30 protein-coding genes are annotated in these 23,215 nt (G+C 67.4%); 22 read left to right on the forward strand and 8 right to left on the reverse strand.

Translation table 11 applies throughout. The features are described from left to right. The first annotated feature begins 71 nt into the window (after nucleotides 1–71). The 4 genes from fabI (at nucleotide 72) to ACYQ7X_RS04720 (ending at nucleotide 3,651) form a co-directional block, all read left to right on the forward strand. Nucleotides 72–914 carry an enoyl-ACP reductase FabI gene (gene fabI / locus ACYQ7X_RS04705; RefSeq protein WP_459695693.1) on the forward strand — a complete coding sequence of 281 codons (843 nt, stop codon included), beginning with the start codon at nucleotides 72–74 and terminating at the stop codon, nucleotides 912–914. 23 nt (nucleotides 915–937) lie between these two features. Then, on the forward strand, nucleotides 938–2,023 hold the full coding sequence (aroC, locus tag ACYQ7X_RS04710) for a chorismate synthase (RefSeq protein ID WP_459695694.1): 1,086 nt from the start codon (nucleotides 938–940) through the stop codon (nucleotides 2,021–2,023). 71 nt (nucleotides 2,024–2,094) lie between these two features. Beyond that, nucleotides 2,095–3,339 (forward strand): hypothetical protein, encoded by a 1,245-nt coding sequence (locus ACYQ7X_RS04715; RefSeq protein ID WP_459695695.1) that lies wholly within the window; start codon nucleotides 2,095–2,097, stop codon nucleotides 3,337–3,339. A gap of 138 nt (nucleotides 3,340–3,477) precedes the next feature. Then, nucleotides 3,478–3,651, forward strand: a complete 174-nt coding sequence (locus ACYQ7X_RS04720; protein ID WP_459695696.1) for a peptide chain release factor 1 — start codon at nucleotides 3,478–3,480, stop codon at nucleotides 3,649–3,651. A 28-nt stretch (nucleotides 3,652–3,679) separates the two neighbouring features. Here the strand turns inward: ACYQ7X_RS04720 and ACYQ7X_RS04725 are convergent, their stop codons facing one another. The 3 genes from ACYQ7X_RS04725 to ACYQ7X_RS04735 are packed head-to-tail and all read right to left on the reverse strand — an operon-like array spanning nucleotide 3,680 to nucleotide 6,145. Next, a complete protein-coding gene (locus ACYQ7X_RS04725) occupies nucleotides 3,680–4,450 on the reverse strand; it encodes a TlyA family RNA methyltransferase (RefSeq protein WP_459695697.1) in 771 nt (256 codons plus the stop codon). 1 nt (nucleotide 4,451) lies between these two features. Next, nucleotides 4,452–5,534, reverse strand: a complete 1,083-nt coding sequence (locus ACYQ7X_RS04730) for an ATP-grasp domain-containing protein (RefSeq protein ID WP_459696020.1) — start codon at nucleotides 5,532–5,534, stop codon at nucleotides 4,452–4,454. A 32-nt stretch (nucleotides 5,535–5,566) separates the two neighbouring features. Further along, on the reverse strand, nucleotides 5,567–6,145 hold the full coding sequence (locus ACYQ7X_RS04735; protein WP_459695698.1) for a DedA family protein: 579 nt from the start codon (nucleotides 6,143–6,145) through the stop codon (nucleotides 5,567–5,569). Nucleotides 6,146–6,304: 159 nt separating this feature from the next. On the opposite strand from ACYQ7X_RS04735, the gene ACYQ7X_RS04740 reads away from it, so the two are divergent. Next, nucleotides 6,305–6,814: a disulfide bond formation protein B gene (locus ACYQ7X_RS04740; protein ID WP_459695699.1), complete on the forward strand. Its 510-nt coding sequence runs from the start codon at nucleotides 6,305–6,307 to the stop codon at nucleotides 6,812–6,814. 65 nt (nucleotides 6,815–6,879) lie between these two features. On the opposite strand, the gene ACYQ7X_RS04745 is transcribed toward ACYQ7X_RS04740, so the two are convergent. After that, the gene (locus ACYQ7X_RS04745) at nucleotides 6,880–7,680 is read right to left on the reverse strand and encodes an EAL domain-containing protein (protein WP_459695700.1); all 801 of its coding nucleotides are present in this window, start codon (nucleotides 7,678–7,680) and stop codon (nucleotides 6,880–6,882) included. A gap of 81 nt (nucleotides 7,681–7,761) precedes the next feature. After that, nucleotides 7,762–9,186, reverse strand: a complete 1,425-nt coding sequence (locus ACYQ7X_RS04750; protein ID WP_459695701.1) for a helix-turn-helix domain-containing protein — start codon at nucleotides 9,184–9,186, stop codon at nucleotides 7,762–7,764. Between the two features lie 137 nt (nucleotides 9,187–9,323). Here ACYQ7X_RS04750 and ACYQ7X_RS04755 point away from each other — a divergent pair, with 137 nt between their 5' ends. The 3 genes from ACYQ7X_RS04755 (at nucleotide 9,324) to ACYQ7X_RS04765 (ending at nucleotide 11,778) form a co-directional block, all read left to right on the forward strand. Beyond that, nucleotides 9,324–9,539 carry a hypothetical protein gene (locus ACYQ7X_RS04755; protein ID WP_459695702.1) on the forward strand — a complete coding sequence of 72 codons (216 nt, stop codon included), beginning with the start codon at nucleotides 9,324–9,326 and terminating at the stop codon, nucleotides 9,537–9,539. Between the two features lie 109 nt (nucleotides 9,540–9,648). Beyond that, nucleotides 9,649–10,005 carry a DUF3253 domain-containing protein gene (locus tag ACYQ7X_RS04760; protein ID WP_459695703.1) on the forward strand — a complete coding sequence of 119 codons (357 nt, stop codon included), beginning with the start codon at nucleotides 9,649–9,651 and terminating at the stop codon, nucleotides 10,003–10,005. A 9-nt stretch (nucleotides 10,006–10,014) separates the two neighbouring features. Further along, nucleotides 10,015–11,778 carry an ABC transporter ATP-binding protein/permease gene (locus ACYQ7X_RS04765; RefSeq protein WP_459695704.1) on the forward strand — a complete coding sequence of 588 codons (1,764 nt, stop codon included), beginning with the start codon at nucleotides 10,015–10,017 and terminating at the stop codon, nucleotides 11,776–11,778. Here ACYQ7X_RS04765 and ACYQ7X_RS04770 read toward each other — a convergent pair whose 3' ends face one another. The 3 genes from ACYQ7X_RS04770 to ACYQ7X_RS04780 are packed head-to-tail and all read right to left on the reverse strand — an operon-like array spanning nucleotide 11,779 to nucleotide 15,458. Next, nucleotides 11,779–12,543: an SDR family oxidoreductase gene (locus tag ACYQ7X_RS04770; protein WP_459695705.1), complete on the reverse strand. Its 765-nt coding sequence runs from the start codon at nucleotides 12,541–12,543 to the stop codon at nucleotides 11,779–11,781. Nucleotides 12,544–12,596: 53 nt separating this feature from the next. Next, nucleotides 12,597–13,871 (reverse strand): glycerate kinase type-2 family protein, encoded by a 1,275-nt coding sequence (locus ACYQ7X_RS04775; protein WP_459695706.1) that lies wholly within the window; start codon nucleotides 13,869–13,871, stop codon nucleotides 12,597–12,599. A gap of 9 nt (nucleotides 13,872–13,880) precedes the next feature. Then, nucleotides 13,881–15,458, reverse strand: coding sequence for a glycosyltransferase family 61 protein (locus ACYQ7X_RS04780; protein WP_459695707.1), 1,578 nt, complete (start codon nucleotides 15,456–15,458; stop codon nucleotides 13,881–13,883). 451 nt (nucleotides 15,459–15,909) lie between these two features. Between ACYQ7X_RS04780 and rpsL the strand changes: the two genes are divergently transcribed. From rpsL to rpsQ, 14 genes are read left to right on the forward strand one after another with little or no spacing between them, the layout of a single operon-like run. Further along, a complete protein-coding gene (gene rpsL, locus ACYQ7X_RS04785) occupies nucleotides 15,910–16,281 on the forward strand; it encodes a 30S ribosomal protein S12 (protein ID WP_011631258.1) in 372 nt (123 codons plus the stop codon). Nucleotides 16,282–16,292: 11 nt separating this feature from the next. Continuing rightward, entirely contained in the window at nucleotides 16,293–16,769 is a 477-nt protein-coding gene (rpsG, locus tag ACYQ7X_RS04790; RefSeq protein WP_459695708.1) for a 30S ribosomal protein S7, read from the forward strand. Between the two features lie 52 nt (nucleotides 16,770–16,821). Next, the gene (gene tuf, locus ACYQ7X_RS04795; protein ID WP_459695709.1) at nucleotides 16,822–18,012 is read left to right on the forward strand and encodes an elongation factor Tu; all 1,191 of its coding nucleotides are present in this window, start codon (nucleotides 16,822–16,824) and stop codon (nucleotides 18,010–18,012) included. Between the two features lie 45 nt (nucleotides 18,013–18,057). Beyond that, nucleotides 18,058–18,366, forward strand: coding sequence for a 30S ribosomal protein S10 (gene rpsJ, locus ACYQ7X_RS04800; protein WP_325354946.1), 309 nt, complete (start codon nucleotides 18,058–18,060; stop codon nucleotides 18,364–18,366). A gap of 19 nt (nucleotides 18,367–18,385) precedes the next feature. Continuing rightward, complete coding sequence (gene rplC / locus ACYQ7X_RS04805) at nucleotides 18,386–19,060, forward strand: 50S ribosomal protein L3 (RefSeq protein WP_459695710.1); 675 nt, start codon at nucleotides 18,386–18,388, stop codon at nucleotides 19,058–19,060. Nucleotides 19,061–19,070: 10 nt separating this feature from the next. Beyond that, entirely contained in the window at nucleotides 19,071–19,718 is a 648-nt protein-coding gene (gene rplD, locus ACYQ7X_RS04810) for a 50S ribosomal protein L4 (RefSeq protein ID WP_459695711.1), read from the forward strand. A 38-nt stretch (nucleotides 19,719–19,756) separates the two neighbouring features. Continuing rightward, on the forward strand, nucleotides 19,757–20,053 hold the full coding sequence (locus ACYQ7X_RS04815; protein ID WP_459696022.1) for a 50S ribosomal protein L23: 297 nt from the start codon (nucleotides 19,757–19,759) through the stop codon (nucleotides 20,051–20,053). Nucleotides 20,054–20,071: 18 nt separating this feature from the next. Beyond that, a complete protein-coding gene (rplB, locus tag ACYQ7X_RS04820) occupies nucleotides 20,072–20,905 on the forward strand; it encodes a 50S ribosomal protein L2 (protein ID WP_459695712.1) in 834 nt (277 codons plus the stop codon). Nucleotides 20,906–20,909: 4 nt separating this feature from the next. Beyond that, on the forward strand, nucleotides 20,910–21,188 hold the full coding sequence (gene rpsS, locus ACYQ7X_RS04825) for a 30S ribosomal protein S19 (RefSeq protein ID WP_459695713.1): 279 nt from the start codon (nucleotides 20,910–20,912) through the stop codon (nucleotides 21,186–21,188). Between the two features lie 4 nt (nucleotides 21,189–21,192). Next, the gene (rplV, locus tag ACYQ7X_RS04830; protein WP_459695714.1) at nucleotides 21,193–21,597 is read left to right on the forward strand and encodes a 50S ribosomal protein L22; all 405 of its coding nucleotides are present in this window, start codon (nucleotides 21,193–21,195) and stop codon (nucleotides 21,595–21,597) included. A gap of 1 nt (nucleotide 21,598) precedes the next feature. Continuing rightward, complete coding sequence (gene rpsC / locus ACYQ7X_RS04835; protein WP_459695716.1) at nucleotides 21,599–22,276, forward strand: 30S ribosomal protein S3; 678 nt, start codon at nucleotides 21,599–21,601, stop codon at nucleotides 22,274–22,276. Nucleotides 22,277–22,292: 16 nt separating this feature from the next. Beyond that, on the forward strand, nucleotides 22,293–22,709 hold the full coding sequence (gene rplP / locus ACYQ7X_RS04840) for a 50S ribosomal protein L16 (RefSeq protein ID WP_459695717.1): 417 nt from the start codon (nucleotides 22,293–22,295) through the stop codon (nucleotides 22,707–22,709). A gap of 2 nt (nucleotides 22,710–22,711) precedes the next feature. Then, nucleotides 22,712–22,924, forward strand: a complete 213-nt coding sequence (gene rpmC, locus ACYQ7X_RS04845; protein ID WP_459695718.1) for a 50S ribosomal protein L29 — start codon at nucleotides 22,712–22,714, stop codon at nucleotides 22,922–22,924. Between the two features lie 13 nt (nucleotides 22,925–22,937). After that, nucleotides 22,938–23,210: a 30S ribosomal protein S17 gene (gene rpsQ / locus ACYQ7X_RS04850; protein ID WP_459695719.1), complete on the forward strand. Its 273-nt coding sequence runs from the start codon at nucleotides 22,938–22,940 to the stop codon at nucleotides 23,208–23,210. Nucleotides 23,211–23,215 lie beyond the last annotated feature (5 nt).

A 23,215-nucleotide genomic window follows, 5' to 3' on the forward strand; every position in this document is an offset into this window, starting at 1 on the left:
GCCTTCGTCGCGCCATGCCGCGCGCGGCCCGGCCGGGCTGTCGAAATGTCTTTGTTCAGAAGAGGTTCTGCATGTCCGATAACGCCTCGGGTTCCTTGCCTGCCAAAGGCACGCTCATGGCCGGAAAGCGCGGCGTGGTGATGGGCGTGGCGAATGACCGGTCAATCGCCTGGGGTATTGCCGCCGCCTGCGCTGCCCAAGGGGCGGAAATCGCCTTCACCTACCAGGGCGAGGCGCTGGAAAAGCGCGTCCGCCCGCTCGCCGAGAGCATCGGCTCCGATATCATCCTGCCCTGCGATGTCGGCGATGAGGCAAGCATCGACGCCGCCTTCGAGGCAGTGCGGCAGCGCTGGGGCAAGATCGACTTCCTCGTCCATGCCATCGGCTGGGCGGACAAGGCCTATCTGCGCGGCCGCTACCTCGATACCCCGCGCGAGGCCTTTCTCCAGGCGCTCGACATTTCCTGCTACAGCTTCGTCGCCGTCAGCCAGCGGGCGGCGGCGATGATGCCGGATGGCGGCTCGCTCCTCACCCTCACCTATCTCGGTGCCGAGCGGGTCATGCCTCACTATAACGTGATGGGCATCGCCAAGGCGGCGCTGGAAGCCTCGGTGCGCTATCTCGCCGCCGATCTCGGCGTCAACAATATCCGCGTCAATGCGATCAGCGCCGGCCCGATCAAGACCCTCGCCGCCTCCGGCATCGGGGATTTCCGCTACATCCTCAAATGGAATGAGCTGAACGCGCCGCTCGGCCGCAACGTGACGACGGAGGAGGTCGGCGGTTCCGGCCTCTATCTGCTCTCCGATCTCGGCGCCGGGGTGACGGGCGAGGTGCATCACGTCGATTGCGGCTACCACGTGGTCGGCATGAAGAACCCGGCGGCGCCCGATATCGCCGCGATCCTCGGCTAGGGCCGGGCAGGGGGTCCGCGGGCGTGTCCCATAACAGCTTCGGCCATCTCTTCCGCGTCACCACCTGGGGGGAAAGCCATGGGCCGGCGATCGGCTGCGTGGTGGATGGCTGCCCGCCCGGCCTCCCGCTCGGCGAGGCGGATATCCAGCCCTATCTCAACCGGCGGCGCCCCGGCCAATCGAGCTTCACGACGCAGCGGCAAGAGCCTGACCAGGTGCGCATCCTCTCGGGCGTGTTCGAGGGGCGGACCACCGGCACGCCGATCGGCCTCCTCATCGAGAATGTCGATCAGCGGTCCAGAGACTACGGCAATATCGCGCAGAGCTTCCGGCCGGGCCATGCCGATCTCACCTACCACCTGAAATACGGCATCCGAGATTATCGCGGCGGGGGGCGATCCTCGGCGCGGGAGACGGCGATGCGCGTCGCGGCCGGGGCGATCGCGCGGAAGGTCTTGGGCGAGGGCATCCGCATCCGCGGCGCCATGGTGCAGATGGGCGCCCATCGCATCGAGCCCGCGCGCTGGGATTGGGCCGCCGTGTCCGAGAACGCTTTCTTCTGCCCCGATCCCGAGACGGCGCGCGCCTGGGAGGAGGAGCTTCTCGCCATCCGCAAGGAAGGCTCCTCGATCGGCGCCGTCTGCGAGATCGTCGCCGAAGGGGTTCCCGCCGGGCTCGGCGCGCCGATCTACGGCAAGCTCGATGCCGATCTGGCGGCGGCGATGATGAGTATCAACGCGGTCAAAGGCGTCGAGATCGGCGACGGCTTCGCGGCCGCCGCGCTCCGTGGCGAGGAGAATGCGGATGAGATGCGCCGCACGCCGGAGGGCGGCATCGCCTTCCTCTCCAACCACGCCGGCGGCATCCTGGGCGGCATCTCCTCGGGCCAGCCGATCGTGCTGCGCTTCGCCGTCAAGCCGACCAGCTCCATCCTCACGCCGCGCCGCTCGGTGGACGAAGCGGGCGAGGAGGTGGAGGTTTCGACGAAGGGCCGGCACGATCCCTGCGTCGGCATTCGCGCCGTGCCGGTGGCGGAGGCGATGATGGCCTGCGTGCTCGCCGATCATCTGCTTAGGGATCGCGCGCAAAACGGCGAGCGGCAGCGCTAAAGGTTTGATATCACAGAGCTGTGTTGCGCTGGCCGATTGAGAAGGGGTCACGCGTCGCATATCTGTGAAGCATGACACAGACATTGCCCGCCGAAGCGCTGAAGCATCGCGCCACGGATTTCCCGCTCTCAGCCCTGCCGGTGGCGGATCAGTTCGTTCTGCTCGCCGGCGAGGCGCTGTGGTCGGCCCGGCTCGCCGATATCGGCGCGCGGATCGAGGCGACGCGCCGCTGCGGCACCGTCGTCAAGCAGCGCCATGCGCTGGAACGCGCGATCGAGCGGCTGCGCGGCCGGGCGGATGGCATGGGCGCCACCAGCGTTGCTGAAGCGCGGCTGCGGGCGATCCTCGCGGAAGCGGCCCTCGCGGTGGAAAGCCTGAGCCCGGACGGGCGCGCCCGGCTCGCCGCCCGGGTGGAGGCGGCGCTCACCGGCGATGGGCGGCTCGTCGAGCTTCTCCACCTTTTCCGTACGGCGGCGCTGCAGCGGGCGCGCGGCTTCGATCTCCGCTATGCCGGGCTCGAGGATGACGCGCCGTACGATCTGCTCCTCACCCGCGAGGGCAGCGAGGTCGAATGCGTCTGCCACATGGTGCAGGCCGAGGCCGGGCGGGATATTCACCGGTTGGCCTGGGCCGCCCTCTGCGATGGTGTGGAAGCACGGCTGAAGCCCTGGATCGGCGAGCGCCCGGGCCGCTATCTGCTCAAGATGAACCTCGCCCGCGGCCTGCGCGATGGTGACGCGCCGGTTTTGGCGGCGATCCAGGGGCGCATCTGCGCGCTGCTCGACCGCGGCGGGCGCATTTGCCAGGATGAGCAGGCGGTGCTCCGCATCGAACCGCTGGTGCTCGGCACCGGCACCGTGCCGAGCACGGAGGGGCTGCTCGCCGGGCTCCGCTCCGAATTCGGGCCGGAGGCGCATCTCGCAGTGACGACGACGGGCGAGAGCGTCTGGGCGATGGCGGCCCGCGCCGGGCGGCGCAACGATGTCTCCGGGCACATGCGGCGAGATCTCGAAAGCCTGGCGCCGGCCCGCGTCTCGGGCACGCGCCCGGCGATCCTCGCCCTCTTCTTCGAGGATATGGACCGGGGCGAATGGCGCGTCCTGATGGATAGTCTCGAACTCGAAGGCGCCGCGCGGCAGTATATGACGATGCCCGACGCAGCCCCGGTCGTCGCCGTCACCTGCTATAGCCGCATGGAGATGTTCGGGCTGAGCGGCCCGGATGCCGCGGCCGAGGGCGAGCTGCGCTTCCGCAACCCGGCGCATCCCGCCGCCAAGATCGCAGGCCTCGCGCCGGCCATCCAGTCATCCCTGTAGGGCTCTGCCCGGCGAAGCGCGCTGCCTACACGAAAACGTGGCGGGCCGGATAGCTGGACGCGGTGCGGAGCGATGCCAGATTCGAGACTGTGATGGGGCGGGGCGCAGGGCGCCTGGCCCGGGCGATGAGAGGCGAAAATGGGCTTGGTCAAACGGTCGGTCGGGGCACAGCTGGAAGAAGTGGAGCGGATCCTCAACGATCCGACGCGGCCGATGGAGGCGCACCGCGTCTGGTCGCTGCTCGATGATATCGCGGCCCGGCTCGGCCGTGGCGGGGAGGTTCTGCCCGGCGCCCCGGCGGCCGAGAGCTGAGGGCCGCCCTTCAGAATAAAACCTTGCCTTAGCCGGGTGCGGCGCCCGAAAAGCGCGCGCCGATCAGGAATTCATGATTGCCCTCGGGCCCTGTGATCGGGCTTTCGGCGATGCCGGCAACCTGCCAGCCGGGCAGGGCGCCCCACCAGGCGGCAATCTCGCGGCAGTATTTTTCGCGCACGGCCGGCTCGGTCACCACGCCGCGCGGGCCGATCTCGGCGGGCAGCGCCTCGAATTGCGGCTTGATCAGCGCGATCGCCCAAGCCCCCCGCCCGAGGAGGGCGAGCGGCGTGGGCAGCACGGCGCGCAAGCCGATGAAGCTCGCATCGCAGACGAGGGCGGTAAGCGGCTCGGGGACCTCGGCCCTGGTGAGATGCCGGGCATTGGTGCGTTCCAGCACGATGACCCGCGGATCGCTGCGGAGTTTCCAGGCAAGCTGGCCGTGCCCGACATCGACGGCATAAACCCGCGCCGCGCCGGCGGTGAGCAGCACATCGGTAAAGCCCCCGGTCGAGGCGCCGATATCGGCGGCGACGACGCCTTCCGCCGCGAAGCCGAAGGCGGCAAGCCCATGGGCGAGCTTGAGGCCGCCGCGCGAAACCCAGGGGTGATCCTGGCCCTTCAGGGAAAGAGCCGCGTTTTCCGGCAGCAGGTCGCCCGGCTTGGCGATGCGCCGCGTATCGTGGAAAGCTTGGCCGGCCATAATGACCGCCTGCGCGCGGCCGAGGCTCTCCACCAGCCCGTGATCGAGCAGCAACTGGTCGGCGCGCCGGCGGCGCGGCTTGGTGGGGGTCGCCAAATCAGTCGGTGGCGGGATAGGACGCCATCAGCCGCTTCTGGTTCCGCCACAGGCCGAGCAGCTTGAAGAAGCCGGTGGCCTTGTGGCCGAGCGCCCGGTTGGCGGCGGCGATCTGGAAGGCGGCGCCGTAATGGAAGAACTGCGCCGCATAGGCTTCGCGCAGCGTGGTCTGCGGATCCCAGATATGGGTCGCTTCCGAGCCGACGCCGTTGACCTCGATGATGCGGAAGCCCTCGCCGGCCATCAGCGCCGCCGCGCTCTCGTAACGGATGTCGAAGCGGCCGAAGTGGAAATCCGGGATGGAGCGGGCGATCGCCTCGATCCGCTCGGCAAGCTCCGGCGTCACCAGCTTGGCGCCGTTCTTGAAGGTCGAGCCTTTGCAGTGATTGCCGACGAAGACGAGCTTCACCCGCTCACCCGCCGCGGGCACTTCGTGCAGCCGCCCGGCAAGACGCGGCAGGTAGAGATGCGGCACCTGGGAACAGCGCGGATCGGCCATGATCAGCTCCCGCAGGGTGGAGCGGCCATCGCCGAGCACGGCGGGAGAGGATTTGAGGGTCAGCGAGGTGATGCGGCCCTGCGCTTCGTCTGGGCGGCGGATGTAGAAGACGCCGGCTTCGCCCTCATAGGGGATGAGCTCCTGCAGCATATAGCGGGTCAGCCGCGGGAAGGCGGCAAGGTAGCGGGCGAGATCGGCCTGGTTATCGACGAGGCAGACGCCGGTGCCGTTGCAGCCGATGTCGGGCTTGACGACGACCGGGAAGCGCAAGCCGGTGGCGCGCATGGCGCCTTCGGCGACCGCGAGGTCGTTCGACTCGGCATAGGCCCCGGTGGAGGCGACGGTGTAGGGCGCGATCCAGTCGCGCGCCGCGCCGCTGATCTGGTCGAGGATGGATTGTTTCGATTCGCCGCAGAGCCCCCCCGCCTCGATGCCGGGATTGGCTGCCGTTGCCAGGATCGGGTTGCCGTAGCGGATGCCAAGGCCGATCCATTGCAGCACGATCGGGAAATAGGCGATCCAGCCCGGCCAGAATTCGAAGAAGGAGGTGATCCGCTCAGCCCGGCGCCGCGGCTTGCGGCGCAGATGCGAAAGGAGGGTCGAGGCTGAGAAGTCGCTCACGTCGTCTGGTTCCCCTTCAGCTGCCGGGCGAGCAGGTGGCTCGCGCCCAGCAAGACGATGACGAGAACGGCAATGCCGGCCCAGTGCCAGATGCCGAGATAAGCCACCAGGTAATGGCCGATCTTCATGGAGACCGTGAAGAGAAGGCTCGTCCAGATAAGGGTGGCGACGATCGCGGCCAGCGCGAAGACCAGAAAGGAGGTCTTGAGAAAGCCGCACGTCGTGTAGGTGGGGAGCCGCAGGCCCGGAATGAAGCGGCTGATGAAGATAACCCGGGCAAGGCGGCCGTTCAGCCAGTCCCGCCCCATGTCGCGCCGGCGATGCGGCACGAAGCGTTCCATCCAGGGAATGACGGCGGCGATCCGGCCGAGGCCGTAGAGCCCGAGATCGCCCAGGATGATGCCGGCATAGAGCGAGCCCAGGCCGATTTCGAGCGGGATGCTCCCCGCCTGAACCTCGATCGCGGTGATGACGGTGGCGGCATCTTCCAGGATGAAGGTTCCCCCGATGATGGACAGCGCTTGCAGGACAGGATGGCGCAGCGCCGCTGTCAGGAACATTACGAAGGCCGACATCGCTCCTGCGCCGAAAGGGGTGGACCATGTTGTCGAGGCGGGTTTTCGAGCGTATCGCCCGAATGGCGCATAAAACCAAGCGGTTTTAGCGCGCTGCTCTGCACTGGCCGCGCCCAGGGGGGAGTTGGCAGCCAGTCGGCCCCGGCCGATAACCGCCGCATGACCCAGATTTCCGCCGATCGCCGGACCGCCGGCTTTCTTCTGCTCGCGGGGCTTGCCGCCCTGCTTCTCGCCTACGGCGCGCAGGATCTGCTCGGCATGGTGCCATGCGAGCTATGCCTGTGGGAGCGCTGGCCCTACCGGATTCTGGTCGCCCTCGGCCTGCTCGGACTGCTGCTGCCCGCTGGTCTGCCCCGCGGCCTTCGCCGCGCCCTGCTCTGGCTCGCGCTCCTCGCGCTCTCGGCCAATGTCGCCATCGCCTTCGTCCATGTCGGCGTGGAGCATGGCTGGTGGCCGAGCCCGCTGCCGGAATGCAATGCCTCCAACCTGCTGACCACAAACCTCAGCCAGCTGATGGCACGGCTGCCGGCGCGGCCGGCCAAGCCCTGCGATGCGCCGAGCTTTCTCATCCCCGGCCTGCCGCTCTCCTTCGCGACGATGGATCTGCTCTATGCGCTGCTCTGCCTCGGCCTGCTCACGGTGCGGTTGCGGCGGCCGGCGATCGGCTGAAAGGTGCGGTCGAACCCTGACCGCAGTTGAGGGGGGTAAGGTCGCGCGCGGCGCCTCGACGATGGTCAGACGGCGGCCGGGCTCGTCCAGGCGGCGACATAGTCCCGCACCTCTTCGGCTGTCAGCGGCGGGCTGAAGGCCAGGCCTTGGCCTTCGTCGATCTCCATGAGGCGGAGCGCCTGCTTGAGGTCTTCCCGATCGACGCCATCGGCGCAGACGCTGAGGCCCATCACATGCGCCGTGCGCACCGCGGCCTGGATGATGGCGAGATTGGCTTCGTCCGCTGGCAGGCTGCGCAGCATCAGCCGATCCATCTTCATGCCGGTCAGCGGCATGTCGCGGAGCGCGATGAGGCTGGCCACCGCATGGCCGAATTCGTCGAGCAGGAGATTGACCCCGTTATCCCGCAGCACGGCGAAGGCGAGGGCGGCGTCCTCGTCCAGAGACAGGGAGAAGGTTTCCGGCAAGGCGAGTTCCAGCCGCTCCGGCGGCAGGCCGGTTTCCGCCAGAACGGCGGAGACCTGGAGGCAGATCTCCTCGCTGCTCGGCAAGGGGGCGGGCAGGCGGAGAGAAAGGCGCGCGCCGCCGCCGCGCCAACTCGCCGCTTCGGAACAGGCCATCTGCAGCAGGGTGACGCCGAGAACACGGCCGGGATGCCGTTCGGCCATGCTGCTCGTCGGCGCTGCCAGAGCGAAGCTCGGGCTCAGCCGGTGCGGCCAGCGCGGAATAGCCTCAACCGCAAGCAGCCGGCCGGTTCTCAGGCAGTGCCGGGGATGAAACTCCAGCACGAGGCCATCACGAGCCGGGTTGAGGCGCGCGTCAGCGGCAAGCCGCCGTTCGATATGGTCGCTGCCCAGCGGCGGCATGGGATTGGCAGAAAGGGGCTTGTGGCCGATGGTTCGTCATCCGAGATGCGTTAATCTTCATACAATTCTAGAGGCTGGCCATTACTGATCTGTGAATGACGGGCCGGGCTTACGGATTTTGGGAGGCTCGAAACGATAGGGACTCTCGCCGCGCGTCAGCGGATCGAGTGCTAGGCGGTGGTCGAGCGGCGGGAAGGCGCGGCTGCGGCAATTCGGTCGGTCACACAGGCGGCAGGAGAGCCCGATGCCGACCGCGGCGCTTTCGAGATCGAGACCATCGGCATAGACGAGCGCCGGTGCATGCTGAACCTCGCAGCCCATCGCGATGACGTGCAGGGGCTTGGGCTCGCCCCACCGCGCGGCGGGGCGCGAGACGGTACGGGCGAAGCAGAGGAAGGTGCCGCCATCGGGCAGCGCCGCCACCTGCACACGGATCTGCCCTGGCGTCGTCATCGCCGAATGCACCACCCAGCGCGGGCAGGAGCCGCCGTAGCGGGCGAAGGGAAAGCCCGCAGCCGAAAACCGCTTCGAGACGTTGCCGGCGGGGTCGGTGCGCAGGAAGAAGAAGGGCAGGCCGCGGTCGCCCGGCCGCTGCAGCGTCGAGAGGCGGTGGCAGGCCTGCTCGAAGGAAACGCAGAAGCGCGCCGCCAGCAACTCCACATCGTGGCGCAGGCTGCGCGCCGCGGCGAGGAACGGTCCGTAGGGCATCAGCAGGCAGCCGGCGGCATAGTTGAGCAGGCCGATACGGATCAGCGAGGCGGCTTCCGGCGTGCTCGGGCTGAAGGCGGAGACCGTCTGCTCAACGGCCTCGCGCGCCTCCAGCAGCATGAGTTGGAAGGCCATGTGGAAGCCGCGGCTTTCGCGGGGCAACTGCTCGGAAAGGGTGAGGCTGCGGGTGACGGGATCGTAGCGGCGGAGCGCATCCGGCAGGGCCGCGACCTGCACGGAGACGTTGTGCCGGCGGCGGAGCGACGAGGCGACCGCGTGGTTCATTTCGGCGGGCGCCGCGGCCAGGCCGGAGCCGATCGCCTCCACCACCGCCTCGATTTCGGGGAAATGGTTGGCGCGTTCATGAAAGGCATCCCGTGCCTCCTCGGTCGGCAGCAGCACCCGCCGGCCAGAGGGCAGCGCGATGCCGCTCGCATCTTCCGATGAGACCCGCCAGGCCCGATAGAGGGCGAGAATGGCGCGCGCCGCATTGGGCAGGGCGGCCAGCGCCGCAAGCTCCGCCTCCGGCACGGGTTCGGCGCCGAGCAGGGCATCGGCGAAAACCTCCCGCAGGCCCGCCTCGAGCTGCCGCTCTTCCTTGCCCGAAAGGGCCGCGAGATCGACCTGCAAGGTTTCCGCCAGCTTGATCAGCAGCGTCGCGGTGATCTTCCGCTGATCATGCTCGATAAGATTGAGGTAGCTCGCCGAGATGCCGAGACGCACCGCCAGCGCCTGCTGGGAAAGCCCCCTCTCCATGCGCAGCCGGCGGAGGGTCCGCCCGATCGCGGTACGGGACATGCGTTTACAGCCTTTACAAAACGCCGTGGCCTTACGTGCGATTAACAACCATATTGCCGCGGAACGCCAGGGATTAGTCGCTCATCCTCGAAGAGAACTGTTAAAACTTCACCATCGCTGAGATGAGGGAGGATCGTATGGCGGATCATGATGACGGGCTGGTGCATGGCCATGCCTGGGCGAGCGCGAGCGGCGAGCCGCCGCATCATCGCAGGCGCACGGCGGCCCGCCCGCCGCGCGTTTTGCCGCACCCCGGGGCGCCGGGCCGGGTGGCGGCCCGACCCGAGCATCCGATGAACGCCTTTCACGAGGATGGGCTGGCGTATGACCATTCCTGGGCCAAAACCGTCTAAAGCGCCGGGGCCTTACAGAAAAGACATCCCCGGGATCGTGACGGCGTGAGCCTGCCGTGGTTACTTGCCTCTGGGCTTTCGAGCCGGAAGAGGATGCGTGCGCGGGACCATGATCGAGAAACAGAACGAGGCGGCGGACCGGGGCAAATCGGCTGAGCCGCCCCGGCCCATCGAGGCCGGGGCCCGTTATGAGGAGACCATCCTCGGCATGGCGCAGCAGCACGGGGTGGGCAAGTCCTTCACCCCCTCCGATGTCGCGCAGGCGCTTGCCGAGGATTGGCGGCCGCTGCTCGGCCATATCCGCGCCGCCGCCCGCAGGCTGGCCGAGGCCGGGCGGATCGAGATCCTCCGCCACGGCAAGCCGGTCGAGCCCGCGGCCTTGCGCGGCGTCATCCGGCTGCGGCTGAAGGCTGCGGCGCCCGCCGATGCCGCAACGCCGGAACCCACGCCCCCGGCGCTCGGCTAGGGGCTGCCGATGCGCCGCGCCTTCTATAAGATCGGCCCCATCCTGCGGGATGCCTGGTATCTCTCAGCGCCCTATTTCCGCTCCGAGGAGCGGTGGAGCGCCTTCGCCCTCCTCGCCGGCACACTCATCCTCAACCTCGCCCTCGTCGGCATGAACGTCGTGCTGAACTACTGGAATGGCGCCTTCTTTGACGCAATCCAGGCCTATGACTGGAAAACCTTCATTCAGCTGCTCTTCTTCTACAAAAAGACCCAGCACGGATTCCTGCCGGGCTTCTGCGAGCTTGCGGCGGTGTTCATCCTGGTCGCGGTCTATGCGGTCTATCTCAGCCAGTGGCTGCAGATCCGCTGGCGCCGCTGGCTCACCGCCCGCTACCTCGACGACTGGATCGGCGATCGCACCTATTACCGCATGAGCCTGACGTCGCGGCTAGCGGATGAGGGGACGGACAACCCGGATCAGCGTATCAGCCAGGACATCTCGGAGTTCGTCAGCGCGACGCTGAGCCTCAGCGTCGATCTCATTTCGAATGTTGTGACGCTGTTCAGCTTCCTCGGCATCCTCTGGCTGCTCTCCGGCCCCATCAAGCTCTTCGGTATCTCGATCCCCGGCTACATGGTCTGGGTCGCGCTCATCTACTCCGTTATCGGCACCTGGCTGACCCATCTCGTCGGCCGGCAGTTGGTCGGGCTCACCTTCCGCCAGCAGCGCGTCGAGGCGGATTTCCGCTTCGCGCTGATGCGCCTGCGGGAGAATACCGAGGGTGTCGCGCTCTACGAGGGCGAGGACGAGGAGCGGGGGGAACTTCGCGGACGCTTCCGCTTCATTGTCGAAAACTGGTGGCAGATCATGCGGCGGACCCGCGCGCTCAACCTGCTCACCAATGGCTATGCGCAGATCGCGAGCGTCTTCCCCATCGTGGTTGCGGCACCGCGCTACTTCTCTCACGCCATGCCACTCGGTGGCCTAACCCGTATTTCGAGTGCCTTCGGCCAGGTGCAGGGTGCGCTCTCCTGGTTCGTCTCGAACTATCCGAGCCTCGCCTCCTGGAGCGCGACGGTCGAACGTCTCGGCACCTTCCGCCGTTCGATGGACGAGGCGCGGGCGCATATGGCCGATGGCGCGCGGATGCGCCGCGACGGCGCGGAGCTTGTGATGGAGGATGTGACGCTCGCACTTCCTGATGGCCGCAAGCTGCTGGAGGATGCGACACTCCGGCTCTCGCCCGGCCAGTCGCTTGTCATCACGGGCGCCTCCGGCTCGGGCAAGTCCACGCTCTTCCGCGCTTTTGCCGGCATCTGGCCTTATGCGGACGGCACGATCACGCTGCCTGCCGGGCGCTGCCTCTTCCTGCCCCAGCGCCCCTATATGCCGCTCGGCACGCTGCGCCGGGCAGCGACCTACCCGCTCGACCCCAAGACCGTACCGGACGACGCGCTGGAGGAGGTGCTGACCGCCTGCGGTCTCGCCCATCTCATCCCGGCGCTCGAAGAGCATCGCGGCTGGGCGCAGGCCCTTTCGGGTGGGGAGCAGCAGCGGCTGGCGGTCGCCCGCGCGCTTCTCGTGCAGCCAGACTGGCTCTTCCTGGACGAGGCGACGGCAAGTCTCGACCCCGAAGGTGAGGCCAGCCTCTACCGCCTCATCAAGGAGCGCCTGCCGAAGACAACCGTGATCTCCATCGCCCATCGCGAGAGCGTCGCCGCGCTGCACGATCGGCGGCTGGTGTTCTCGCAGCAGGGGCTCGGCAAGCCGGCCGCTGTGGCTGCGGGATAATCAATAGGTCGCGCGGCCGCCCGAGATGTCGAAGACGGCGCCGGTGGTGAAGGAGGCCTCGCGGCTCGCCAGCCAGCAGACCAGGCTCGTCACCTCCGCCACTTCGCCGAAGCGCCCGATCGGGATCTTGGACAGCATGAAGTCGATATGCGCCTGCGGCATCTGGGCGAAGATCGCGGTGCGGACGGCGGCGGGCGTGATGGCATTCACCCGGATCTCGGTCTTGGCAAGTTCCTTGCCGAGCGATTTGGTCAATCCGATGACGCCGGCCTTGGAGGCGCTATAGGCGGAGGCGTTGGGGTTGCCCTCCTTGCCGGCGATCGAGGCGATATTGACGATCCGCCCATAGCCGCCGCGGGTCATCGCCGGCAGCACCGCCTTGTTGCAGTAGAAGACGCCGTTGAGGTTGATCTCGATCACCTGCCGCCAGTCGGCTTCGGGAAACTCCGCGACCGGCACGGTCGGGCCGGTGATGCCGGCGCTGCAGACGAGAATGTCGACCCGGCCGAGCGCCGCTTCCGCCGCCGCCGCCGCGCGCCGGACGGCCTCGGGGTCGGCGATGTCGAGCGCCTGGATATCCGCCGCTCCCGCTTCCACCTGCGCCGCGGCGAGGCGCGCGGCATCGCGGTCCCAAAGGCTGACCCGTCCGCCTTCGGCGGCGATACGCGCGGCGGCGGCGAGGCCGATGCCGCTCGCCCCCCCGGTGATAATGGCGGCCTGCCCGGCGAAGCGGCCAGAACTGCCGGCGTTGCTCGTCTCGCTCATTGTCTTCGTCTTGTCCCCTCGCGTTCGGCGCCCGCTTTTTTCTCGGCCCCGGCTTATCCGGCGCCGGTGATCAGGATCGCCCGGAAATCGTTCACATTGGTCAGCGTCGGCCCGGTGACGACGAGATCGCCGAGGGCTGCGAAGACGCTGTAGCCGTCATTATCGGCGAGCATGGCGCGCGGATCGAGCCCCAGGGCCGTCGCGCGGGCGAGGCTCTCCGGGCCGAGGAGGGCGCCGGCATTCTCCTCCGTGCCGTCGATTCCATCCGTGTCGCAGGCGATCGCGTGGATGGCGGGATGGCCGCCGAGGGCGACGGCGAGGGCGAGCAGGAATTCGGCGTTGCGTCCGCCGCGGCCCTGGCCTCGCACCGTCACCGTCGTCTCGCCGCCGGAGATGAGCGCGCAGGGCGGTGGGGCCGGCTCGCCATGCCCGGCGCAGTGCTTGGCGATCGCCGCCATGACGCGGGCGACCTCCGCCGCTTCCCCTTCGATCGCATCGCCGAGGATCAGGGGCGTCACCCCGGCCGCCCGGGCGACCGCCGCGGCCGCTTCGAGCGAGGCGCGGGGGCTCGCGATGAGATGCGCCTCGGCGCGGGCGAAGGCGGCATCGCCGGGCTTCGGCGTTTCGGCCGAGGGGTCGGCGAGATGGGCGGCGACCGCGGGCGGCAGATCCAGCCGATAGCGGGTGACGACCCCGCGCGCCTGGGCGAGCGTCGAGGGGTCCGGCACCGTCGGGCCAGAGGCGATCACGGCGAGATCGTCGCCCGGCACGTCCGAAATCGCGAGGGTAACGAGGCGGGCCGGCGCGGCGGCAGCGGCGAGCCGCCCGCCCTTGATCGCCGAGAGATGCTTGCGGACGCAGTTCATCTCGTCGATCGCCGCCCCGCTCCGCAGCAGCGCGCGGTTGACCGCCTGCTTGTCGGCCAGCGTCAGGCCCGGCGCCGGCAGCGAGAGCAGGGCCGAGCCGCCGCCCGAGATGAGGAAGAGCGCGAGATCATCCGGCCCGAGGCCGCCGGCGAGGTTGAGGATGCGCGCCGCTGCCGCCTCCCCCGCCGCATCCGGCACGGGATGGCTCGCTTCCACCACCGCGATACGGGGCAGCGGCCCGACGCCGTGGCCATAGCGGGTGATGACGAGGCCAGAGAGCGGCGCCTCGGCCGGCCAGGCACGCTCGACCGCGCGCGCCATGGCGGCTGCCGCCTTGCCGGCGCCGAGCACGAGGGTCCGCCCGCGCGGCGGGGCGGGGAGAAAGCGCGGCAGCGCGACCTCGGGATCGGCGGCTTCGAGTGCCGCGGCGAACATCGCCCGGAGCAGGGCGCGGGGGTCCATCGCGGTCGCTCAGAGGGCCGCGAGATAGGCGATATCGTCGTCGCTCAGGGTGAAGCCCTCGTTCCAGCTCTCCTCGATTTCGGGTGTGCCGGCGACGTCGATGCCGCGCACCTCCTCATACTGCAGCCCGGCATGCTGGCAGAGAAACCAGAAGAAGGTATCGGGGTAGCTCTGCGGCGTCAGCGCCACCACCCGCGCGCCGCGCGGCGCGAAGGCGGCATTGGTCAGCGCCGCGCCCAGCGGCCCGACGATCAGCGAGGCGCCCTTGAAAAGGGCGATCTGTTCCACGAGCGTGTACCGCCCGGGATCGACGATGGTGAAGCCGCGCTCGCGCATCGCCGCCTCCACCGCCTCCTGGTTGGTCAGCGCCCGGTGCGGCGCGTGGCGGGGGATGAAGAGCTTGCGATAGGGCGCGGCCGGCACAGGCGCGGCGAGGCTTTGCAGTGCCTGGAAGCAGAGCGGGGATTGATAGACGCCATGCTCGGTCAGCCCGTCGAGCAGCACGAGCGTTTCGCATTCCACCGCATCCGGCCCGATCGGCACCACCGCGAAGGGGTTGATATCGATCGCGGAGAGCGCCTCCCGCACCACCGGCAGCATGGCGTTGTCCTGCACCAGGAAGGAGGGGGCGCGGTGGGCGAGCAACTGGGCGCCGAGCCAGGCCTTGGGAAACATCTCCACCAGGAAATGCCCGTAGTTATGGGCCGCCCGGCTGGTGCAGAGCTGGCTGAAGCCGCCGATATGCCGCATGGCCCCGCTGCCGCGGGCGGCGCGCGCCGCTTCCCGCCCGGCGGCGACCTCACTTGCCGAATAGAGGTTGTCGGTGCCGGGGATGAGGTTGAGCGCAGGATCGAAGGCGAGGCCCTCCCCCACCACGATCGCCCCTTCGACGATGCGGAGCGGCACCGTGCGTTCCTGAAAGACGCCGCGTTCGAAGGAGAGGTTCATCAGCGCCCGCGCCTGGGCAGGGATCTTCTCTGCGTTCAGGATCTGCGGCGGCGCCGTCGGGAAGGCGGGGGAAGCCAGCCGCAGCCGGATCGCCGGATCGTCGGGCCGGTCGGAATCCCGCCAGGCCGGCGGGCGCGTGGTGTCGATGTCATTGAGCAGGATGAGCGGCGCCGGCTCCTCCCGCGGCGCGATGACGAGGCGGAGCGCCTCCACCGCCTGGCCCGCTGGCGCGATCGCGGCCTCCCCGTCCGACAGATCCCGCGCCTCGGTGCCGCCGGTGAAGGCGACATCGTAGCGGCATTGGTAGAGGCCGGCGGCATCGGCATTGAGCCGGAAGCGGACGCCGCAGACCGGCAGGCCGAGCCCCATGCTGCCGCAGAGTTGGCCGGCGAGCGTCCAGGGCGTGCGCAGCCCCTCCTTATAGATGAGTTGGTATTCCGGCCGCGGCTCGGCGGGGTCGGCCCCCGGCGGCGCCGGGGCCATCAGCAGCGCCTCGATCGCGAGGCCGCTGCCCGGCGCGCCAAGCCATTCCCCGACCCAGCCGAGCACATTGCCGCGCATGCTGATATGGGCGAGCATATTCGCATCCGGGGCGGAGGTGGCGCTCTCGGCCGCCGGCACCTGGGCCTCTTGGCTCATTCTCTACTTCCTTCGTCCTGCGGTCTCGGTCGGCGATCCGGGTGGGCGGTGGCAGGCCCGCGGTTTTAGCCTGGGGCAGACGAGATTATCCCGGCGCAGGCGCTCCCCGTCGAGGGGGGAGGCGCGGGCGAACGCTGCTGGCGGTTGGGCCGCCGGGGACGCATAGCACCTTCACGGCGGCCGGGGGCTTCGCGCGTCAGACAAGCTTGTCATGTGCTTGACTCCTGCCCCCCCTCCCCGTAGGTATCGCGCCCTCGGCCGGACCCCAGACAGAGACGTCTGGGTTCAGGCCCGTAAACGCATCATCCGCCGCTGCGGAGCCGCCAGGGCAAGCCCTGGCTCAGACCGCGGCGAGGAACAGTCCGCATGCGGGGGTTATCCCCCGTGGGGCGGGCTTCTGTGCGGATACGGGTCGGCCTTGGCGGGGATGTGAAGATCGGAAACGAGGTCTATGCCGACGATCAACCAGTTGATTGCTAAGGGGCGCGAACCCAATAAGGCGCGCAACAAAGTGCCGGCTCTGCAGGGCTGCCCGCAGAAGCGCGGCGTTTGCACGCGCGTCTATACCACGACCCCGAAGAAGCCGAACTCGGCGCTTCGTAAGGTCGCCAAGGTGCGCCTCACCAATGGCTATGAGGTGGTGAGCTACATCCCCGGCGAAGGCCACAACCTTCAGGAACATAGCGTCGTCCTGATCCGTGGCGGCCGCGTGAAGGATCTTCCCGGCGTCCGCTATCACATCCTGCGCGGTGTGCTCGATACCCAGGGCATCGCCAAGCGCCGCCAGCGCCGTTCGCTCTACGGCGCGAAGCGTCCGAAGTAAGGGGTTCGGTCATGAGTCGTCGTCACCGCGCGGTCAAGCGCGAAATTCTCCCGGACGCCAAGTTCGGCGATGTCGTCATCACCCGTTTCATGAACGTGCTGATGTATGACGGCAAGAAGTCCACGGCCGAGCGGATCGTCTACGGCGCGCTCGACACGCTGAAGAAGCGTGGCGGTGCCGGCGCCGACCCGGTGCGCCTCTTTCACGAGGCGCTGGACAATGTGAAGCCCACCGTTGAGGTGCGCTCACGTCGCGTCGGCGGCGCCACCTATCAGGTGCCCGTCGAAGTGCGCACCGAGCGTCGCCAGGCTCTGGCGATCCGGTGGATCATCGACTCGGCGCGCAAGCGCGGCGAGCACACCTTGGAGGATCGGCTTTCCAACGAATTGTTGGATGCCGTGAACAATCGCGGCGCCGCCGTGAAGAAGCGCGAAGATACCCATCGGATGGCCGAAGCCAACAAGGCTTTCAGCCATTACCGCTGGTAACACTGTTCAGACCTAACACGTCGGTAGCAAGTCGGCTCACGGAGAGAAGACGATGGCTAAGGCCAAATTTGAGCGTAACAAGCCTCACTGCAACATCGGCACCATCGGTCACGTGGACCATGGCAAGACCTCGCTAACAGCCGCCATCACCAAGGTGCTGGCCAAGGCTGGTGGCGCGACCTTCACCGCCTATGACCAGATCGACAAGGCGCCTGAAGAGCGCGCCCGTGGCATCACGATCTCGACCGCGCATGTGGAATACGAGACCGCCAACCGCCACTACGCGCATGTCGATTGCCCGGGCCATGCCGACTACGTGAAGAACATGATCACGGGCGCGGCGCAGATGGACGGCGCGATCCTCGTGGTCTCTGCGGCTGACGGCCCGATGCCGCAGACCCGCGAGCACATCCTTCTTGCCCGCCAGGTCGGCGTGCCGGCGCTCGTCGTGTTCATGAACAAGGTGGACATGGTGGACGATCCGGAGCTGCTCGAACTCGTGGAGATGGAAGTGCGCGAGCTGCTTTCCTCCTACCAGTTCCCCGGCGACGATATCCCCATCACCAAGGGCTCCGCCCTCTGCGCGCTGGAAGACAAGCAGCCGGAACTCGGTGAGCAGGCGATCCTGGCGCTGATGAAGACGGTTGACGAATACATCCCGCAGCCGGAGCGTCCGAAGGATCTTCCCTTCCTGATGCCGATCGAAGACGTGTTCTCGATCTCTGGCCGTGGCACCGTCGTCACCGGTCGTATCGAGCGCGGCATCCTCAAGGTTGGCGACGAAATCGAGATCGTCGGCATCCGCACCACGCAGAAGACGATCTGCACGGGCGTCGAAATGTTCCGCAAGCTGCTCGATCAGGGCGAGGCCGGCGACAACATCGGTGCGCTGCTGCGCGGCACGAAGCGTGAAGACGTCGAGCGTGGCCAGGTTCTCGCCAAGCCCGGCTCGATCACGCCGCACACGAAGTTCAAGGCCGAGGCCTACATCCTCACCAAGGAAGAGGGTGGCCGCCACACGCCGTTCTTCACCAACTACCGCCCGCAGTTCTACTTCCGCACGACCGACGTGACGGGCGTGGTCACCCTGCCCGAAGGCACCGAGATGGTGATGCCGGGCGACAACGTCTCCATGGATGTCGAGCTGATCGCGCCGATCGCCATGGATGACGGTCTGCGTTTCGCGATCCGCGAAGGTGGCCGCACCGTCGGCGCCGGCGTGGTTGCGAAGGTGACCGCGTAAGACTGAGTGGGACGTGATTGAGGCCGCGAAACTGGAAGCCTGAAGATGGACAATCAAAACATCCGCATTCGCCTGAAGGCGTATGATCACCGCGTGCTGGATAGCAGCACCAAGGAGATCGTGAACACGGCGAAGCGTACAGGTGCCCGGGTTCGCGGCCCGATCCCCTTGCCGACGCACATTGAGCGGTTCACCGTGAACCGCTCCCCTCATGTTGATAAGAAGAGCCGCGAGCAGTTCGAGATCCGGACCCATCGCCGCCTCCTCGATATCGTCGAGCCGACGCCGCAGACGGTGGACGCGCTCATGAAGCTCGACCTCGCGTCGGGCGTCGATGTCGAGATCAAGATCTGAGCCTGGAAAGACCGCCTCTATGCGCACCGGAGTGATCGCCAAGAAGCTGGGCATGTCCCGGCTTTTCAAGGAGGACGGGAGCCATGTTCCCGTCACTGTTCTGCACCTCGACCAGGTGCGGGTGGTCACCACCCGTCGCCAGGAAACCGATGGCTATACCGCAGTCCAGCTGGGCTTCGGTCTCGCCAAGGTGAAGAACGTCAGCCAGCCGAACCGCGGCCACTTCGCCAAGACGAAGGTGGAGCCGGCGAAGAAGCTCGTCGAGTTCCGCGTGGCCGAAGATGCGCTGCTCGAACCGGGCGCGGTCATTTCGCCGGCGCATTTCACCGTCGGGCAGAAGATCGACGTGTGCGGCATCTCGAAGGGCAAGGGCTTCGCCGGTGGCATGAAGCGTTGGAACTTCCGCGGTCTCGAAGCGAGCCACGGCGTCTCCATCAGCCATCGTAGCCTGGGTTCGACGGGTAACCGGCAGGATCCCGGCAAGACCTTCAAGAACAAAAAGATGGCGGGCCATCTCGGCCAGGATCGCATCACGACCCTCAACCTCGAGGTTGCCGGCGTCGATGTCGAGCGTGGGCTGGTCATGGTCAAGGGCGCGGTTCCCGGTGCCCGCGGTGGCTATGTGCTGGTGCGTGACGCGATCAAGCGCGCGCGCCCGGCGGATGCCGCCTATCCCGCCGCGCTGGTGGGTTGAGGATAGCGAGATGCAGATCGACATCAAAACCCTCGATAACGGCACGGCCGGCACGGCCGAACTCGCCGACGAGATCTTCGCCGCGACCCCGCGGGCCGATATCATGGCGCGTGTGGTGCATTGGCAGCAGGCGAAGCGCCGCGCCGGCACCCATAAGGTGAAGGGCCTGTCGGAAGTTTCCGGCACCACCAAGAAGCCCTATCGCCAGAAGGGCACGGGTAATGCCCGCCAGGGTAGCCTGCGGGCGCCGCAGTTCCGCACCGGCGGCGTGGTGCATGGCCCGGTCGTGCGCGACCATGGCTACGACCTGCCGAAGAAGGTGCGCCGCCTCGGCCTCATCTCCGCGCTCTCCCAGAAGCAGGCGGAGGGCAAGCTCGTGGTGATCGACCGTGCCGCCGGCGTCGAGAAGACGCGGGAGCTGACGGTGAAGCTGCGTGCGCTCGGCCTCAGCTCGGCGCTCTTCGTCGATGCCGATGTCGATGCCGGCTTCCTGCGCGCCAGCCGCAACATTCCGGGCGTCGATGTGCTGCCGACGGTCGGCGCGAATGTCCTCGACATTCTCCGCCACGACGTGCTGGTCGTCACCGCGGCCGGGCTCGAAGGTTTGACGGCGCGTCTCGCCGACAAGAGCGTGCCCGCGACGGAGAAGGCAGCATGAGCACCCCCGGTTTTGCCGCGCGCAAGCGCGCCGAGAAGATGTCCCGCGAGGCGATCTACGACGTCATCCGCAGCCCGGTGATCACCGAGAAGGCGACCGTTCTGACCGAGCGGAGCCAGGTGTCCTTCCGCGTCGCGATCGGGGCGACCAAGCCCGAGATCAAGACCGCGGTCGAGACGCTGTTCGGCGTCAAGGTGCTCGCGGTGAACACGATGGTCACCAAGGGCAAGACGAAGCGGTTCCGCGGCCGGCCGGGCCAGCGCGCGGATGTGAAGAAGGCGATCGTGCAGCTGGCGGATGGCCAGTCGATCGACTTCACGACGAGCATCGCTTGAGGCTCTGAGGAATAGATCATGGCGCTGAAGCAATTTAATCCCGTCACCCCGAGCCTCCGCGGCACCGTCCTTGTCTCCCGCGAGGGGCTGTGGAAGGGCAAGCCGGTGAAGGGCCTCACGGTCGGCAAGTCCTCCTCGGGCGGTCGCAACAATCACGGCCGCACCACGGTGCGGTTCCGCGGCGGCGGACACAAGCAGAGCTATCGCATCGTCGATTTCAAGCGGCGCAAGTTCGACGTGCCGGCGACTGTCGAGCGGCTGGAATACGATCCGAACCGCACCGCCTTCATCGCCCTGATCAAGTATCAGGATGGCGAGCTTGCCTATATCCTGGCGCCGCAGCGCCTGGCGGTGGGTGATACCGTGGTCTCGGGCCAGCGGGCGGATATCAAGCCGGGCAATGCGATGCCGATGGCAGCGATTCCGGTCGGCACGATCATCCACAATATCGAGATGAAGCCGGGTGCTGGCGGCAAGGTCGCCCGTTCGGCCGGGACTTTCGCCCAGCTCGTCGGCAAGGATGTGGGCTACGCCCAGATCAAGCTGATGTCGGGTGAGCTGCGCGTGGTGCGGGCGGAGTGCATGGCGACGATCGGTGCCGTCTCCAACCCGGACAATTCGAACATCCATATCGGCAAGGCGGGCCGCTCCCGCTGGCTCGGTCGGCGCCCGCATAACCGCGGCGTCGTCATGAACCCGGTCGATCACCCGCATGGTGGTGGCGAAGGCCGCACCTCGGGTGGCCGCCATCCGGTCACGCCTTGGGGCAAGCCGACCAAGGGTTACAAGACTCGCGTTAACAAGCGGACGGACAAGTTGATCATCCGCCGGCGCAACAAGAGCAAGGGCTGAGTCCATGTCACGCTCCGTTTGGAAAGGCCCGTTTGTAGACGGGTACCTCCTGAACAAGGCCGAGGCCGCACGCGCCTCGGGCCGCAATGAAATCATCAAGATCTGGTCCCGCCGGTCGACGATCCTGCCCCAGTTCATCGGGCTCACCTTCGGCGTCTACAACGGGCACAAGTTCCTGCCCGTCCAGGTCAATGAGAATATGGTCGGGCACAAGTTCGGCGAGTTCGCGCCGACGCGTACCTTCACGGGCCACTCGGCCGATAAGAAGGCGAAGCGGGGCTGATCCGATGAGCAAGCCGAAACATCCCCGTGGTCTCGCCGAGACCGAGGCTCAGGCGCTGGTGTCCAACCTGCGCGTGAGCCCCCGCAAGCTGAACCTTGTCGCCGGCATGATCCGCAACAAGCCCGCCGCCGTCGCCGTCGCGCAGCTGACCTTCAGCAAGCGCCGCATCGCGAACGACGTGCGCAAGGCCTTGCAGAGCGCGATCGCCAATGCCGAGAACAATCATCAGCTCGATGTCGATCGTCTGGTGGTGACGAAGGCGGAAGTCGGCCGCTCCATCGTGATGCGCCGCTTCCATGCCCGCGGCCGCGGCCGCGCCGCCCGGGTGGAGAAGTGGTTCAGCCACCTCAAGATCGTGGTTGCAGAGCGCGCTCAGGAAGCCGCGGCGACCGAGCAGGAGGCCGTTTAAGATGGGTCATAAAGTCAATCCGATCGGCCTTCGCCTCGGTATCAACCGCACCTGGGAAAGCCGCTGGTTCGCCGGCCGCGATTATTCCAAGCTGCTGCATGAAGACCTCAAGCTGCGTGCGCATCTGCGCAAGAAGCTGTCGGGCGCCGGCGTTTCCCGCGTCGTGATCGAGCGGCCGGCGAAGAAGCCGCGCGTGACGATCTATGCCGCGCGGCCGGGCGTCGTCATCGGCAAAAAGGGCCAGGATATCGAGGTTCTGCGCAAGGATCTCACCACGATGGCGAAGGCCGAGGTCTCGCTCAACATCATGGAGATCCGCAAGCCCGAGATCGATGCGACGCTGGTGGCCGAGAATATCGCTCAGCAGCTGGAACGGCGCGTTGCTTTCCGCCGCGCGATGAAGCGGGCCGTGCAGTCCGCCATGCGGCTTGGCGCCCAGGGCATCCGCATCAATTGCGGCGGCCGTCTCGGCGGCGCCGAAATCGCCCGCATGGAATGGTATCGTGAGGGCCGGGTGCCGCTGCACACGCTCCGCGCCGACATCGATTATGGTGTGGCCACCGCGAAGACGACCTACGGGACATGCGGCGTGAAGGTCTGGATCTTCAAGGGCGAGATCCTGGCGCACGATCCGATGGCGCAGGACCGCAAGGCCGCCGAACAGGCGCCGCAGCGGTAAGGATTGGATTGGAACAATGCTTTCTCCCAAGCGCACGAAATACCGCAAGGCGCACAAGGGCCGCATTCACGGCCTCGCCAAGGGTAACACGCAGCTCACCTTCGGCGCCTTCGGCCTCAAGGCCCTGGAGCCGGAGCGGATCACCGCTCGCCAGATCGAATCTGCGCGCCGCGCCATCACGCGCCATATGAAGCGTGCCGGCCGCGTGTGGATCCGCATCTTCCCGGATGTCCCCGTTTCGGCGAAGCCCGCCGAAGTGCGTATGGGCTCCGGCAAGGGCAGCCCCGAGTTTTGGGTGGCTCGGGTCAAGCCTGGCCGGATCATGTTCGAGATCGACGGCGTCTCCCCCGAAATCGCGCAGCAGGCGCTGACGCTTGGGGCGGCGAAGCTGCCGATCAAGACCAAATTCGTCACCCGTATCGGGGAGGCGTGATCATGGCGAACAAGGTAGCGAGCGATATCCGGGCGAAGTCCCCGGACGAGTTGGAGAGCCAGCTCGTCGATCTGCACCGCGAGCAGTTCAACCTGCGGTTCCAGCGCGCGACTGGCCAGTCGGAAAACGTGGCTCGCGTGAAGACGGTGCGTCGTGAGATCGCCCGTGTGAAAACCATCATCGCGGAGCGCGCCCGCGCTTCCGCCAAGGCCTGAGGAGTTTAGGGCGATGTCTAGGCGCGTCCTGTCAGGGCGGGTGGTAAGCGATAAGATGGACAAGACCGTGACGGTCTTGGTCGAGCGTCGCGTCATGCACCCGCTGTACAAGAAGTTCATTCGTCGGTCGAAGCGTTATGCCGCACATGACGAGGAAAACCTGTGCAAGCCTGGCGACCTGGTTCGGATCGAGGAATGCCCGCCGATCAGCAAGCGTAAGGCGTGGATCGTGATCGAGCGGAACGGCGAGAATCTCGCTGCTGCCGCCGCTCCGGCCCAGGGTTGAGGAGG

This window comes from Acidisoma sp. C75 (assembly GCF_054665095.1).

Coding starts and splice junctions, on each gene's coding strand:
- fabI (WP_459695693.1), top strand. CDS start 72: ATGTCCGATAACGCCTCGGGTTCCTTGCCTGCCAAAGGCACGCTCATG.
- ACYQ7X_RS04715 (WP_459695695.1), top strand. CDS start 2,095: ATGACACAGACATTGCCCGCCGAAGCGCTGAAGCATCGCGCCACGGAT.
- ACYQ7X_RS04720 (WP_459695696.1), top strand. CDS start 3,478: ATGGGCTTGGTCAAACGGTCGGTCGGGGCACAGCTGGAAGAAGTGGAG.
- ACYQ7X_RS04735 (WP_459695698.1), bottom strand. CDS start 6,145: ATGTCGGCCTTCGTAATGTTCCTGACAGCGGCGCTGCGCCATCCTGTC.
- ACYQ7X_RS04740 (WP_459695699.1), top strand. CDS start 6,305: ATGACCCAGATTTCCGCCGATCGCCGGACCGCCGGCTTTCTTCTGCTC.
- ACYQ7X_RS04745 (WP_459695700.1), bottom strand. CDS start 7,680: ATGCCGCCGCTGGGCAGCGACCATATCGAACGGCGGCTTGCCGCTGAC.
- ACYQ7X_RS04750 (WP_459695701.1), bottom strand. CDS start 9,186: ATGTCCCGTACCGCGATCGGGCGGACCCTCCGCCGGCTGCGCATGGAG.
- ACYQ7X_RS04755 (WP_459695702.1), top strand. CDS start 9,324: ATGGCGGATCATGATGACGGGCTGGTGCATGGCCATGCCTGGGCGAGC.
- ACYQ7X_RS04760 (WP_459695703.1), top strand. CDS start 9,649: ATGATCGAGAAACAGAACGAGGCGGCGGACCGGGGCAAATCGGCTGAG.
- ACYQ7X_RS04765 (WP_459695704.1), top strand. CDS start 10,015: ATGCGCCGCGCCTTCTATAAGATCGGCCCCATCCTGCGGGATGCCTGG.
- ACYQ7X_RS04770 (WP_459695705.1), bottom strand. CDS start 12,543: ATGAGCGAGACGAGCAACGCCGGCAGTTCTGGCCGCTTCGCCGGGCAG.
- ACYQ7X_RS04775 (WP_459695706.1), bottom strand. CDS start 13,871: ATGGACCCCCGCGCCCTGCTCCGGGCGATGTTCGCCGCGGCACTCGAA.
- ACYQ7X_RS04780 (WP_459695707.1), bottom strand. CDS start 15,458: ATGAGCCAAGAGGCCCAGGTGCCGGCGGCCGAGAGCGCCACCTCCGCC.
- rpsL (WP_011631258.1), top strand. CDS start 15,910: ATGCCGACGATCAACCAGTTGATTGCTAAGGGGCGCGAACCCAATAAG.
- rpsG (WP_459695708.1), top strand. CDS start 16,293: ATGAGTCGTCGTCACCGCGCGGTCAAGCGCGAAATTCTCCCGGACGCC.
- tuf (WP_459695709.1), top strand. CDS start 16,822: ATGGCTAAGGCCAAATTTGAGCGTAACAAGCCTCACTGCAACATCGGC.
- rpsJ (WP_325354946.1), top strand. CDS start 18,058: ATGGACAATCAAAACATCCGCATTCGCCTGAAGGCGTATGATCACCGC.
- rplC (WP_459695710.1), top strand. CDS start 18,386: ATGCGCACCGGAGTGATCGCCAAGAAGCTGGGCATGTCCCGGCTTTTC.
- rplD (WP_459695711.1), top strand. CDS start 19,071: ATGCAGATCGACATCAAAACCCTCGATAACGGCACGGCCGGCACGGCC.
- ACYQ7X_RS04815 (WP_459696022.1), top strand. CDS start 19,757: ATGTCCCGCGAGGCGATCTACGACGTCATCCGCAGCCCGGTGATCACC.
- rplB (WP_459695712.1), top strand. CDS start 20,072: ATGGCGCTGAAGCAATTTAATCCCGTCACCCCGAGCCTCCGCGGCACC.
- rpsS (WP_459695713.1), top strand. CDS start 20,910: ATGTCACGCTCCGTTTGGAAAGGCCCGTTTGTAGACGGGTACCTCCTG.
- rplV (WP_459695714.1), top strand. CDS start 21,193: ATGAGCAAGCCGAAACATCCCCGTGGTCTCGCCGAGACCGAGGCTCAG.
- rpsC (WP_459695716.1), top strand. CDS start 21,599: ATGGGTCATAAAGTCAATCCGATCGGCCTTCGCCTCGGTATCAACCGC.
- rplP (WP_459695717.1), top strand. CDS start 22,293: ATGCTTTCTCCCAAGCGCACGAAATACCGCAAGGCGCACAAGGGCCGC.
- rpmC (WP_459695718.1), top strand. CDS start 22,712: ATGGCGAACAAGGTAGCGAGCGATATCCGGGCGAAGTCCCCGGACGAG.
- rpsQ (WP_459695719.1), top strand. CDS start 22,938: ATGTCTAGGCGCGTCCTGTCAGGGCGGGTGGTAAGCGATAAGATGGAC.